Origin of the sequence: Paenibacillus sp. FSL P4-0184 (assembly GCF_038004625.1) — a bacterium.
Taxonomy (GTDB): Bacteria; Bacillota; Bacilli; order Paenibacillales; family Paenibacillaceae; genus Paenibacillus_AQ.
The window spans coordinates 553,879-566,992 of the sequence record NZ_JBBORN010000002.1; the positions used below are offsets into that span (position 1 = coordinate 553,879).

Below are 13,114 nucleotides of genomic sequence, written 5' to 3' on the forward strand. Positions count from 1 at the left end.
CTATATTTGATCGGGACAAGGTAGCTGATTATTTTACAGAAAATATTGGAGGCATCACAATGAGCAAACGTTATCGAATTACACGAGCTATGCAAAATGATGGAGGTTCAACACAAACCATATCTTTAGAAGAGTGCAAGCAGTATTTCGCATCCAAACCTGATTTCACCTATACATCAGTTTATACAGTAGCAGGCGCCACTACGATGTCCATTGAGGGAGATTTCTTTATGTGGGGCTTTGGTGATACTACAATCCCATTTAGGCATTATCAGGGGGATATTTACGTTTCTGGAAATAATGAAGCTGTGATCCCGAGAATGCTTGAGGTTGCGAGTGATTTAAGAGCAGATGTTGTGGAAGGGTAAAAAAAAGACCCCTGAAGAGTTCAGGAGTCATCCAGCGTTAATTATAGATCCGCCCAATCGTTCAAATGAACGGTTGAGCGGATTTTTTTAACCCAGTTCTACAACTACTTGGTGTACAGCACCGTCTCCAACTGGAGCAATGATGTTACCTTCTACAGCTGTGCCATCCAGGGTAAGACTAACTACACCTTTGGATACATGGTTCGGGTTCTTGATTTGAATCACATAAGTATCTCCACGGAAGACACGTGTGATTTCAAAGCTATCCCATTCAGTAGGAATACAAGGATCGATCTTCAGACCATTGAAATCCGCTTGGATGCCAAGGATCGATTGAGTGATGGCTACATAGTTCCAAGCAGCAGTACCGGTCAACCAGGAGTTTTTAGCTTCCCCGTGACGAACGGCATCTTTACCTGCGATCATTTGGGAGTAGACATAAGGCTCTGTGCGGTGAATTTCACTGATATCCTCCAGGTAAGCAGGAGCAATTTTTGCGTAAATTTCAAACGCTCTGTCGCCATGTCCAAGTACAGTTTCAGCGATCATGATCCAAGGGTTATTATGGCAGAAAATACCGGCATTTTCTTTGTAGCCCGGAGGGTACGTAGAAATTTCACCCAGGTTCAGATAGTACTTGGAATACGGTGGCTGTTGCAATACGATACCGTATTTAGTATCCAAATGCTCTTGTACGGATGATAGAGCTTTTTCAGCTTGACCATTTTCCACACCGATACCGGCCATTACGCAGATCCCTTGTGGTTCGATGAAGATTTTACCTTCTTCATTTTCTTTGGAACCGATCTTGTCGCCATAGTGATCATAAGCACGCAGGAACCAATCGCCATCGAAGCCGTGCGTCAATGTGATTTCTTTCATGTTGTCAATCTTAGCTTCAGCATCCACAGCTACATCGTTAAGTCCGCGCATCCGGCAGATTTCAGCATAGTCCGGTCCAACGAAGACGAACAGACCCGCGATAAATACAGATTCTGCAACTCGACCTTCGATGTTGGCAGTAGTTTGGAAAGATTCACCCGGCTCAGTAGAGAAGCAGTTGAGGTTCAAGCAGTCATTCCAGTCTGCGCGCCCGATCAGCGGCAAGCCGTGAGGTCCGAGATTGTTAGTCACATGCTCGAAGGAACGTTTCAAGTGCTCAAACAGCGTAGCGGTGTTATTCGGATCACTGTCAAAAGGAACCTGCTCATCAAGAATCGAGGTATCGCCAGTTTCTTTAATGTAAGCAGCCGTTCCAAGGATCAACCAAAGCGGATCATCGTTAAAGCCGGTGCCGACTTCGTTGTTACCTTTTTTAGTGAGAGGTTGGTATTGGTGATAGGCACTGCCATCTTCAAATTGTGTAGCCGCAATATCGAGAATACGTTCTTTAGCACGTTCAGGAATTTGATGAACAAATCCGAGCAAGTCTTGGTTAGAATCACGGAAGCCCATACCACGGCCAATACCTGATTCAAAGTAGGAAGCAGAACGGGACATGTTGAAGGTAACCATACATTGATATGGATTCCAGATGTTAACCATCCGATCCAGTTTCTCGTCGCCGCTTTGGATTTGATATTTAGACAGCAGGTTATCCCAGTGAGCAGCAAGTGCAGCGAGTGCAGCATCTACTTGAGCATCTGTAGCAAATTGTGCGATCATAGCTTCTGCTGGTTTTTTGTTGATTACATTCAGGGATTCCCATTTATCTTCTTCAGGGTTCTCGATGTAGCCGAGTACAAAGATGAAGCTTTGTTCTTCACCTGGTTCAAGCGTAATGTTCAGTGCGTGTGATCCGATAGGGGACCAGCCGCTAGCTACGGAGTTAGTAGGTTCGCCTGCAACTACAGCTTGTGGGCTTTCCAGACCGTTGTACATCCCTACGAAAGCTTCACGATCAGTATCGAAACCAGCGATTTCTTTATTTACGGAGTAGAAAGCATAGTGATTTCTGCGCTCACGATATTCAGTTTTGTGATAGATAACGGAATCCTTCACTTCAACCTCACCGGTGCTGAGATTGCGTTGGAAGTTAGTCATATCATCTTGTGCATTCCAGAGACAGAACTCTGCAAAAGAGAACAGTTTCACGGATTTTTTAGCGGAGCCTGTGTTCTTCACTACAAGACGATGTACTTCTGCATTATGACCCATAGGGACAAAAGCAAGCTGGTTCACAGAAATTCCGTTCCGTTCGCCAGTAATGGAAGTGTAGCCAAGACCGTGACGGCATTCGTAGAAGTCGAGATCACGTTTTACTGGCATCCAGCCTGGGGTCCAGAAATCACCATCGTCATAAAGATAGTAGTAACGGCCGCCAGTATCCAGTGGGATATTGTTATAACGGTAACGGGTCAATCTTCTGAGACGAGCGTCTCTATAGAAGGTGTAACCACCAGCTGTATTAGAAATAAGTCCGAAAAATTGCTCATTACCAAGATAGTTAATCCAAGGGTAAGGGGTTTTTGGGGTGTTAATTACATACTCTTTACGAGTGTCGTCAAAGGTTCCGAATTTCATGTGAGAAAGTCTCCTTTCGATTGTGAACGCGCGTTTATAAGTTTCAGAAAAAATTCCCTCGAGGGAAGGGAGTTTTTTCAATGCTTTTAAGCAGGACAATTAAAGCAGTAGTTTCGATACCGAATCAAATAGCAGCTTCACGGAAAAATATGTAGATTTCTTCAGCGAAGGATTGATCTTAAGCTATTTCTTCGGCGGTTGACAGGAATCTCTCTCCACTAAACGAGCTGGAAAGCTGATCGTGCTAAACGTCGGCTGCTGTGAATCACACAGCTCGATTACTTTTTCCACTGCAGCCTTAGACATTTCATAGATCGGCAAGCGTACAGAGGTCAGCTTAGGCTGAATACGGGATGCTAGCTGAATGTCATCAAATCCGACCATGGAGAGATCTTCAGGGACAATGATTCCGTGTTCGGAGAACGCTTCCATCGCTGATATAGCCATATCATCGTTGGAGGAGAAGAAGGCCGTTGGCAAAGGTTCTCCAGAAGCAAGAAGCTTCTTAACCTCTTCGTAAGCAGTCTCTTTCAGAAAATCACCTTTCAGAATAAATCTCTCATTTACAGGCAGGCCATGTTTCTTCAGCGTATCTTCATAAGCCGTATAACGCTCTCGTCCAGAGTACGTATTCATTTGCCCACAGATGATGCCAATCTCTTGATGACCCAGAGAGATCAAATATTCAATCGCTTCTGTGGTGCCCTCGTAATCTTTGGAGTTCACAATGGCCAGATGATTGCGGTCAAGATGTTCTGACATAATCTCAGAAATATCATAATCAATTAATACGAGAGGAGAGTCGAGCCCTACCATTTCTCGGACGATATTAATATCCTTCTGAGTGCCGACAATGATACCGCCGTCAATCCGTTTTTGAAGAAAAGCTTGCTTTACCTTGATGAAATCGTCGGGAGAGTAAACCGTATGAATCAGTACATAACATCCGCGGGCATTCGAGGTGTCGACTACGGCATCAACGAATGGAGCAAAGTAATTGTTCTGATAAATTCGGGTAGTATTCTCCTTCTCGTTCATACTGATGGCGAAGAGTCCGATCGTATCGGTCTTCTTACCGGCTAAAGCCCTTGCAAAGCTGTTCGGTTCGTACTGATGTTGCTCAATCACCCGCAGCACTTTGGCCCGGGTCTCTTCAGGGACGTTGGAATAATTGTTGATCACGCGGGATACCGTACTTCGGGAAACCCCGGCCAACTTAGCTATATCTTCGCTGCGCATGTTTCCCCTCTTTTCATAAACGCGCGTTTATGAGTTTATTGTAAGCGAAAGCATTGTATAAATCAATCGTAAATAAAAAGAAATTTGTGAAGAAGGGAAGAAACTAGTTAATAGTTTGTATAAGATTTTTGCAGAGAAAGTGCATTGAAAGCTATAAAAGTCATGCTACTATTGTGATAATGATTATTGAGAATGATAATCAATGAAAATATAGCATTGGAGTGAAGGGATAATGGTAAGATGGGGTCGGAAGTTTTTATGGTCAGCAGTACTTATTATGGCATTGACCGCGCTGGCGGCATGCGGAACGAATAGCAATACTACGAAAGATAATGTTGCTAAAACAGAGAATGCAGAGGAATCAACCTCAGCTAGCAGCACACCGAGCGAAGGAAGTGGAAATGCTTCGGAAGAGGTTGCAACTCGGACGATTACAGGGGAATTCGGAGATGTTGAGATTCCAGTCAACCCTAAACGGGTGGCCGGGATTTACCTTGAAGATTATTTGAAGGCATTGGGGATTACCCCGGTGGTTCAGTGGTATCATCCAAGCTGGGGCAAACAGGATTACTTAAATCTCGATGTGCCAGAATTTGATATCACCGGAAGCTTGGAAGCGTTGTTGGAGAAAGACCCTGACTTGATTATTGCGGACGGAGGCGCGGATGCGGCGAGGTATGAACAATATTCCAAGATAGCACCAACGTATCGTCTCCCTGAGGCGGCGCTGCAGGACTCAAGACAAGTGCTTACAGCGATTGCAGATGCTCTCGGTATTCCGGAGAAGGCTGAGGCTGTGCTCGCCGAGTATGATCAGAAAGTGGCAGATGGAAAAGCTAAACTGCAACAGGCTCTGGGGCAAGAAAAAGTGGCAGTGATCCGGCTCAACGTAGCGGATAAGACCTTTGCTTTGTTCGGTGTTAAAAACCGTTTTATCGGTGTGATTTATTCTCAATTTGGCCTGACACCCGTGCCTATGGCTGCAGAAATGACTGAATATCAATCTATTATTTCCGAAGAACTTATTCCTCAGCTCGAAGCGGATCATATCATCGTATTCCCTGACAACGGGGGCTGGGATACTGAAGGGAATCAGGAAGCGATCCAAATTCTTGATGGGCCGCTGTGGAAGAGCCTACCCGCAGTGAAGAACGGGAATGTTTATAGAATGGAACGTTCCCACTGGCAGACTGGTGCCATCACGGCCAATTCGATGAAGCTTGATGACCTGCTGGAAGCTATGGTGAAATAAATGACAGCCGCCTTGAAGGAATAGCAAAAAGAAGGTCTATCAGCACCCTTGATAGACCTTCTTTTTTGTTTTACACTGAAGTGAATGAAAATGGTTCTCAATTGGGGGCGGGAGAATGGCAAAAGATTTGCAAGACAGCAATAGAAGGAAGCTATTCTATAGCTTGATAAATATAGAAACCCAATCTCTGTCAGGAAGCGGACAGAGTGAGGTGTTTCAGGATCATACGCTACTCATTGTATCGGAAGGACAGGGGTATGTTGAGGCTGAGTTAAGGCAGTTTCCACTGGAAAAAGGTACTGGGTTCTTGTTCGAACCAGGGTTATTAAGCAAAATCAATGCCGAGGAGCGGGGGCTTAGCTTTTATCGGCTTACTTTTGAAATCATCGAAACCGGGGGAAACAGGCAGAGTGAAATAGAAAGAAGGACTAAAGAGGACATCCTTCGATCTGGTTTGTTAAGCTGTAGACCCTTTTCACAATGTAAATTACTGCTAGAGGCTATCTACCATAGCCGTAGAAGCACAGATGAGATCGAATGGTTCGCAGGCCATACGCGCTTTCAGGAGCTGCTACTGCTAATCATGCGTGCAAATTCCTCTTTCGTTCAGGTCACGGGTGATCATGAGGCAATACAGCGATCCATTCACTATATGGAGGAGCATTATAACCAAGCCGTAACCGTCGATCAATTGGCTGAAGTTGCAGGTATTACACGTGCGCGTTACACACAAACTTTTAAAGAGGTGACAGGGAGGGTTCCCTTGGAGCATTTGAACGGGCTTCGTATCGAAAGAGCGCAGCAGCAGCTACTGCTGACGAATGACCGTATGCATGATATCGCGGTATCCGTCGGATATAGTAATGAGTATTATTTTAATCGGCGTTTTAAAAGATCGGTGGGTGTTACTCCAGGCCAATACAGAAGTTTCCATCAGGATGGATTGAGGGTGTTTGCTCCTTTTTTGGAAGATTATCTATTGGCTCTGGATATTATGCCTGTGGCGCAATATTCTCACGCCGAGTGGGGGAAACAAGAGTACTTGGCTCTCCATAATGTGCCTGAGGTAGATATTTCGACTCGTAATTGGCAGGAGCTCTCCCGGTATACGCCCGAATTGATCTTGCTGGATAATGGATTTCATCGTTGGCATCTGGAGGAGTGCAGCCGGATCGCTCCGTTGTTCAAGCTGCCTGTTCATCAAGAGGATTGGCGTGCCACATTGTATTCCGCAGCAGCAGTCTTTGGCAGAACGGAGCGTGTCCAGGAAGTGATCGACAATTATGAGCATCAGGCACAGCAAGCCATGCAGCTGCTTACCCGTTCCGTCCATAGTCAGACCATAGCTTGTTTAAGAATCTCAGTCTATGGAATCACTCTCTATGGATGTGAGCATTTGGGGTATACAGGAAGCGTGCTTCATCATGATTTGGGTTTGCAACCCCATAGCTTGGTTCGGAAGTTGACCCGTGGAAAGAATCGGGTGAACCTGACAAAAGAAGAGCTTGCCAATCTGACTGCGGATCATTTGTTTATTACCTTTGATCAGCTTGAAGGGGGAGGACGGGAACTGCTGGATACACAACTCTGGCGCAACTTGCCTGCTGTACGTAACGGCTGCGTATATGAGGTGGATTTCATGGCCTGGATGAATTACGGCGTATTGTCGCATCAGCGTAAGATTGAGGATGTATTAAGAGCGTTAGGATAAGTCAGAAACTAGACCAGATAAAAAAGAGGACAATAAGTGCCACTATACTGCTGACGCGGGTCATTAATAAATAAGCATCACTCGGCTCAACGTCACCTTTGACCATCCATCCGTATCTCATGTACCATCCGAATCGTGGGAAAAAGATGTTAAGTAGCGCTAACAGAACAAAGAGGAAAATAAAAAAGCCCATGATTTATCACTCCTTTATGTAATGTATACGCGAAACTGTATGGAGGGTGTCCCGATTCATGTGTGAGTTTCCATATATTTATTTAAGCTTATGCAATATAGACTGATAAAAAATGAAAATTGCTTAAGGAGCGGATAAATCGTATGGAACACACAGGTCTTTTTTTCGGAGGGGGAGTAGGTGTTTTGTTCTTTTTAATTTGGTTGATATCAATTGGCTTGGGAATCTACTTCTTCGTCCTGCTAGTAAAATTGGCACGTAGAGGAATAGTGGCTTTAGATTTATACATCTACGCTAAAAATCGTGAAATACGTACTCGTTATGAGTCGGTTCAAGACAGGTCAGAGGAAATTTAAGGCCATTAAATGATTAATGATACTTAGAGTATGAGATACCCTAGCCACCTTAACAGGTAGTTGGGGTATTTTTGTGGAAATATTCAGGACTATGCTATCGATGGGGTATGTTTAGCGGTGTACTGTTGTGTTTACATAAAAAAAGAGTTCGTTAAATAAAAAATGGTTTTTTAAAAATAAAGGAGGAATTGATCGATGTCTAACCAATATACGATGCAAGATCCTACCACTCAGTACACCAAGGCAGGACCTGAATTTCAACAGCAACAACAAGAGCCGGGGCTTCAGAAGAAGATGAATCCCGTGCCTGATACAGGTGAAGATACCTATCAAGGCACCGGACGTCTGACTGGACGAAAAGCGATTGTTACCGGGGCGGACAGCGGGATTGGTCGTGCTGTTGCGATTGCTTTTGCTCGTGAAGGCGCAGATGTTGTCTTATCCTATATGCCGGAGGAAGAAGAGGATGCAAAGCAGGTTCTCAAGCTGGTGCAGGAAGCAGGACGAACCGCAATCGCCATCCCAGGTGATCTTAAGGACGAGGAGTACTGTGAACAGCTCGTCGATACTGCGGTCAAGCAGTTGGGTGGGATTGATATTTTAGCCAATGTAGCGGGCAAACAGCAATTCGTCCCCGATATTGCTGATCTTACTACGAAGCATTTTGACGATACCTTTAAAACGAACGTATATGCTATGTTCTGGCTGTGTAAAGCGGCAGTGAAACATATGCAGCCGGGTAGCACCATCATCAACACTTCTTCCATTCAAGCCTATAACCCTTCGCCCATCTTGTTGGACTACGCGACGACCAAGGCTGCGATCAATACATTCAGTAAATCTCTCGCTCAGCAAGTCGCTGGTAAGGGGATTCGAGTCAATGTAGTGGCGCCAGGTCCCGTATGGACACCTCTTCAGGTGGTGGGTGGGCAACCAGAGGAAGTGCTGAAGGAGTTCGGTGCGAGCACACCACTAGGTCGGCCGGGACAGCCTGCAGAGATGGCTCCGGCATATGTATTTCTTGCTAGCCAAGAATCGAGCTATATAAGTGGAGAAACGCTAAATGCCAATGGCGGAACCCCAACCCCATAGAATATTTAGTGGAATGTTGGTATTGTAAATATGTAGAATTATTCAAAAGTACCCTACTAATTATAGCTGTGGGGTGCTTTTGTTTTTATATGGAGAAAGGTGTATTATAGAATTTAATACTTTTTATCCCATTATTTTCATAGAATATGATCTAGAACTGATCAAGATTGTCGAATACATAGATTTCCTGCGATTACCCGAGAAATATTTGAGTTGGTACAAGGTTTAGAGTTTAGTGTAGACCATAGAAAGAATTAGGAGCTGTATTATGTGTAAAAAGAAACTAGCAATACTCATTTTTTCCTTTGTTCTGATCATGGCGTGTTTTTCATCAGGAGCAGTCTTTGCGGATAAAGGAAACGGAGCTGTAATGGATAGTGGAACAAAGGAAAGGCTGATGGAAAAGTATGATCTTGTAGAGCCTGAACTTACAAATCCAAAATCACTTTGGAGTCAAAGCGATTTTGGAGTCAGTAACCCTATTGCTATATTTGTAGGTATCAGTAGGTTATATCTGAATCCATATGTTTTTGCTGCGCAAGAAATGATTAATCATTTGATCGACCGAAGCCGTCAACATTAATGACCCATGAGAGGGTCTTTTTTTAATAAGAGATAAATTAATCGCTCGTTATTTGTATATCTTTCAAAATATAATCCCAGCTATCATAATCGTTCATATCATCAGGAAATTCTAACACACAAATATGATTAATATTCCAATGGATTTCTCGTACTGATGTTAATTCACGAACGGGATAAAGGATAAGGACAGTGAATTCGTTCGGTTTTAATATATCAGACAAAATCGCTTGTAGCTCTACAGCCTGTTCGTATGTGGCGAACCATCTAATGAATAGAATTTTTTTACTGCTTAGTAATTTGTCCCAAAATCTTTTAATTCGTAAATCCAGCTTTGCTTTATAAGATGGATAGGTCGTAGACCAATGTTTACCCAAGGTGATTGGGAAATCATGTACAGAGATAATGTTATACAAGGTATCCTGAATAAAATACGATTTCACTAACGCATTCTTGTTTCCATTAGGATAAGCGGGCACTCCATCCTCTAGAAAAAAATGTGTCTATAGCAGGAGCACAAGACATACCTAAGCTTACGATGAAATCATAGCTCTTCTTTACATCTTGTAAGTTCATGGACTCACCTAATTTGGATCAGATTCAGGTTCTATTCAACGTTAAAAAAGAGCAGCAACTTAGTTGCCCTCTGATAATATTAATGGCGTTGTAACAGCAAATAGCCGCTAATCCTTGAAGTTTTTTTACGAAACACAACTTTAAAACCAATGTCATTATCTAATAAACAAGCTAAGACGGTGTCAAGTAGCCCGTTGGGTCTTAAGCTAGGTCGACAAGGCTCAGCATTTCCAATGATGCGGACAGAAATAATCCTACGTGCAGAGCCACGAACCAAAGGATTTCTGCTCCAAGTGATCAATACCAAATCAGGTTGACGAGTTGCCATTCTGATCCACCCCTTTCTATTAAGCTTCTCTATATAAAATGCACAATAGATTGTAATGTGCTAAACAGAAGCGGAGTGCTATTTTGATCAGCGGTGAGAATTAAAGAGTTACACTTGTTTAATTTAGGTTTTCAGAATACAATAAAGTAAATTTATGGATGTTCGAATGGCGTAAACGTAGATGACCACAAGGGAGCATATATTCATAACACCGTACGACTGAGCAAGTATTTGATCAATGATCAAATACTTTTTTATTTTCGTTTATAAGAAGCTAAATAGGGGGACACGATGAAGATAGTGAAACCGATTAGAAAGAAGGTATACGGATTTATTTTGCAAGACAATGAAGTTGGAGAAAAGACCTTATTAGTTTATCTTAATGAACCAGAAGTACCCTTTAGATTAGTAGGTGGTAATGTCGATGCCGGGGAAACAGAAGAAGAAGCCTTATTCAGGGAAATTCAAGAAGAAAGTGGACTTAAACAATTTAAATTAGTAAAGAAAATAGGACAAGATTGCCTGAAAAGTGGAGATTCACTGGAGAGGGTGAAGGAGAGGACTGTGGGTCTGTTTTTAACTAACTACCAGTGGATAAAATAAGATGAAATATACTTATTAGATAAAGAATTTAGAGAATATATGTCGGAAAAATACATACAAGAATTGTTCGGCAATGGATAGGAGGTAACTATCATGTCCATTATATGATCCTTACTCTGAGGTGATAGATATGAATAATCGTAAAATCTTCTCTTTTCTTCCTTTGATCATTTTTTTATTTATAATATGGTACCTTTTGATGGCAGGTACATCTGCTGTTGTTAATGTAGTGTCAGTAGATAAAAGAGAAATAGTAGTACAAAATATGAGCGGTGATCAAACTACAGTCACAATCCCAAAAGGAATATTTAAGTTGATTAATATAAATGAGGAGTACTTTGTTTCCTATAATAGTAGAATAGGGCAAAAACCTTTTTTAACTTCAATAGAACCAAGTGCTAAATGATTATTGGAAGCAGATTTAACAATAGAACTTATGAATGAAACGGCTGATATATAAAGCATAAAATTGGTGGGATTACTTTGCGTGTAGTTAAGCATATCATGTTATGGTTTGTTTCGACGATTTTATTCACCTTGGCCACTTTTGGATTAGAGCTATGGGAAGGAAATAAGATCAGTACGACTGAATACTATGGGTTTCAAAATATAGGGTTTGTTTTTATTTTCTTCGCATTTCTTTTTTCAGCCGTTCTTTACCCAATTATAATTTTTCCTTTCTCTTGGGTTGTTCGAATGATTGCAAATCCTTTGATTACCCGCATAATGATATTGCTTCTGAGTGGTATCGGGGGATATGTTTTCTTTTACAAGGCATACGATGAACGCTTTATACAGGAATATCATTTGAATAGTAGTATAGCCATTATCCTTTTTGGTATTGCCGGTTCCATATATGTCTTGGTGGATTATTATCTTGATCAGAGGAGTTGAATATGTGAGCTATTTTGAAAGAGTTAATAAAATATCAAACATTTTATTTTGTGTTTTTGGATTGTTTTTTATTTTGACTATAATTTTCTTTTCTACTAGCAGCTTCTCAGAAATCTTGTTTTATAATTTCACAAATGACTTAAGAGGAGCAATGATTACAGTCATTAGTTTTATGATCTCTTTATTTTCACTTGCCCTGGGCATTACTTTGAAATGTCTTGTAAAAGACTCTGATGAAACGATCCAGCTTATTGCCACAAGAATAAAGTAGTTGTTGAAATCTCAGCATGTATAACAAATCCCTGCAACATTTGCTTATGATGAAACCATTATATTGGATATTCGTATTCCTATAAAATGATGTTGAAAGGTCGTGTGCGTGATGGATAACGGGTATTTTGTTGGATGGGGTACATTAGCATTAATAAATGCTGGGTTAGCACAAGGTAAAAATAGGAGTGGATTAAACTGGTTTTTAATTTCTTTGCTTTGTGGCCCATTGGCTACATTTTTTCTTGTAATATCGAGTAAGCTGCAAATTCATTAGCCCATTTCGGGAGGGGATTTTTTGCTGAAAGCACTAAGGCTGTTCGGTATTCTATTTAGTGCAGCAACAATCATTCTGGCAATACTATTTTTCCGCGGTCAGGATCAAGTGATCATGTCTTGGACAATGATGGGGATGTGTGGAGCTCTGATTTTTAATGGAGGAGCTACCTATTTTAAAACTAAAGATAAAATGGCGGCTCTATCTTCGATTGTTGGGATGGTACTCTTAATATTCTCGCTTACTAAATTTCCATTTTAATAAAATACCCCATCAACCTATAAAGGTCGGTGGGGCTTTTTTACGTTTTATCGCTTTTTCAATCAAGTTATAGTAGGTTGCTGCAGGTAATGCTTATTTCTTTTTCTTCTTTGTGGGTCCAATCTGGCGCCTTACTTTATTGTTCTCATCAACCTCAATAATATAAATGTCCTTCACTGTACCGGAAAGAGTAAACCATTCACGTAGAGCATCAGCTTCAGTCATTGGTCCCAATATTGGTTTTCCCCTATAACATATAAAAAACACTCCTACTCCTTAGTGAGTTTGCGAAAATGCAATAATCCTCAAAACGATACTCATTAAAGATTTTCAGTGAGTCTCATTATTTTATATTAATGCTAAATTATAGGAGATGCAATGTAGAGAGATTATTCCTGTTTAGTTCAAGTAACGTTTAGATCCATGGCTATGTTATTTTTGACTTTTCGAAGTTCATGCGACGCTATCAGCAAGCACGATACTAAACTGCGATTGACAAAATAGAAGAGCTGCCTAATACTAATTGATAATCATTATCAATGTTTAAGATGTAATTAACTTAAATAGATTGTGTAACGGATCGGAGTGA

The 13,114-nt window shown here is 41.7% G+C and carries 16 protein-coding genes; 10 read left to right on the top strand and 6 right to left on the bottom strand.

The window, feature by feature from the left end; translation table 11 throughout:
- Positions 1-59: 59 nt before the first annotated feature.
- Positions 60-368, top strand: a complete 309-nt coding sequence (locus tag MKY52_RS24170) for a hypothetical protein (RefSeq protein WP_341054025.1) — start codon at positions 60-62, stop codon at positions 366-368.
- An 87-nt stretch (positions 369-455) separates the two neighbouring features.
- Here the strand turns inward: MKY52_RS24170 and MKY52_RS24175 are convergent, their stop codons facing one another.
- Entirely contained in the window at positions 456-2,891 is a 2,436-nt protein-coding gene (locus MKY52_RS24175) for a GH36-type glycosyl hydrolase domain-containing protein (RefSeq protein ID WP_341054028.1), read from the bottom strand.
- Positions 2,892-3,074: 183 nt separating this feature from the next.
- Complete coding sequence (locus MKY52_RS24180) at positions 3,075-4,130, bottom strand: LacI family DNA-binding transcriptional regulator (RefSeq protein WP_042187264.1); 1,056 nt, start codon at positions 4,128-4,130, stop codon at positions 3,075-3,077.
- A gap of 232 nt (positions 4,131-4,362) precedes the next feature.
- Between MKY52_RS24180 and MKY52_RS24185 the strand changes: the two genes are divergently transcribed.
- Both MKY52_RS24185 and MKY52_RS24190 read left to right on the top strand, forming a co-directional pair.
- Positions 4,363-5,382 (top strand): ABC transporter substrate-binding protein, encoded by a 1,020-nt coding sequence (locus MKY52_RS24185; protein ID WP_256989875.1) that lies wholly within the window; start codon positions 4,363-4,365, stop codon positions 5,380-5,382.
- 115 nt (positions 5,383-5,497) lie between these two features.
- A complete protein-coding gene (locus tag MKY52_RS24190) occupies positions 5,498-7,093 on the top strand; it encodes a helix-turn-helix domain-containing protein (protein WP_341054030.1) in 1,596 nt (531 codons plus the stop codon).
- Position 7,094: 1 nt separating this feature from the next.
- Here MKY52_RS24190 and MKY52_RS24195 read toward each other — a convergent pair whose 3' ends face one another.
- Positions 7,095-7,286, bottom strand: a complete 192-nt coding sequence (locus tag MKY52_RS24195) for a DUF6199 family natural product biosynthesis protein (protein WP_341054032.1) — start codon at positions 7,284-7,286, stop codon at positions 7,095-7,097.
- Positions 7,287-7,837: 551 nt separating this feature from the next.
- Between MKY52_RS24195 and MKY52_RS24200 the strand changes: the two genes are divergently transcribed.
- Both MKY52_RS24200 and MKY52_RS24205 read left to right on the top strand, forming a co-directional pair.
- On the top strand, positions 7,838-8,734 hold the full coding sequence (locus MKY52_RS24200; RefSeq protein WP_341054034.1) for an SDR family oxidoreductase: 897 nt from the start codon (positions 7,838-7,840) through the stop codon (positions 8,732-8,734).
- A gap of 268 nt (positions 8,735-9,002) precedes the next feature.
- Entirely contained in the window at positions 9,003-9,317 is a 315-nt protein-coding gene (locus MKY52_RS24205) for a hypothetical protein (protein ID WP_149644136.1), read from the top strand.
- 37 nt (positions 9,318-9,354) lie between these two features.
- Here MKY52_RS24205 and MKY52_RS24210 read toward each other — a convergent pair whose 3' ends face one another.
- Both MKY52_RS24210 and MKY52_RS24215 read right to left on the bottom strand, forming a co-directional pair.
- Complete coding sequence (locus tag MKY52_RS24210) at positions 9,355-9,795, bottom strand: DUF1796 family putative cysteine peptidase (protein WP_341054036.1); 441 nt, start codon at positions 9,793-9,795, stop codon at positions 9,355-9,357.
- A gap of 176 nt (positions 9,796-9,971) precedes the next feature.
- Positions 9,972-10,220: a hypothetical protein gene (locus tag MKY52_RS24215; protein WP_341054038.1), complete on the bottom strand. Its 249-nt coding sequence runs from the start codon at positions 10,218-10,220 to the stop codon at positions 9,972-9,974.
- A gap of 291 nt (positions 10,221-10,511) precedes the next feature.
- On the opposite strand from MKY52_RS24215, the gene MKY52_RS24220 reads away from it, so the two are divergent.
- The 5 genes from MKY52_RS24220 (at position 10,512) to MKY52_RS24240 (ending at position 12,525) form a co-directional block, all read left to right on the top strand.
- On the top strand, positions 10,512-10,823 hold the full coding sequence (locus MKY52_RS24220; RefSeq protein ID WP_341054039.1) for an NUDIX domain-containing protein: 312 nt from the start codon (positions 10,512-10,514) through the stop codon (positions 10,821-10,823).
- Positions 10,824-10,953: 130 nt separating this feature from the next.
- Positions 10,954-11,229 carry a hypothetical protein gene (locus tag MKY52_RS24225; protein WP_042187280.1) on the top strand — a complete coding sequence of 92 codons (276 nt, stop codon included), beginning with the start codon at positions 10,954-10,956 and terminating at the stop codon, positions 11,227-11,229.
- Positions 11,230-11,306: 77 nt separating this feature from the next.
- Positions 11,307-11,717 (top strand): hypothetical protein, encoded by a 411-nt coding sequence (locus MKY52_RS24230; protein ID WP_341054042.1) that lies wholly within the window; start codon positions 11,307-11,309, stop codon positions 11,715-11,717.
- A 4-nt stretch (positions 11,718-11,721) separates the two neighbouring features.
- Positions 11,722-11,988, top strand: a complete 267-nt coding sequence (locus MKY52_RS24235; protein ID WP_340968955.1) for a hypothetical protein — start codon at positions 11,722-11,724, stop codon at positions 11,986-11,988.
- Positions 11,989-12,285: 297 nt separating this feature from the next.
- Positions 12,286-12,525 carry a hypothetical protein gene (locus MKY52_RS24240; RefSeq protein ID WP_076282962.1) on the top strand — a complete coding sequence of 80 codons (240 nt, stop codon included), beginning with the start codon at positions 12,286-12,288 and terminating at the stop codon, positions 12,523-12,525.
- A gap of 93 nt (positions 12,526-12,618) precedes the next feature.
- Here MKY52_RS24240 and MKY52_RS24245 read toward each other — a convergent pair whose 3' ends face one another.
- Positions 12,619-12,759, bottom strand: coding sequence for a hypothetical protein (locus MKY52_RS24245; RefSeq protein WP_156113100.1), 141 nt, complete (start codon positions 12,757-12,759; stop codon positions 12,619-12,621).
- Positions 12,760-13,114 lie beyond the last annotated feature (355 nt).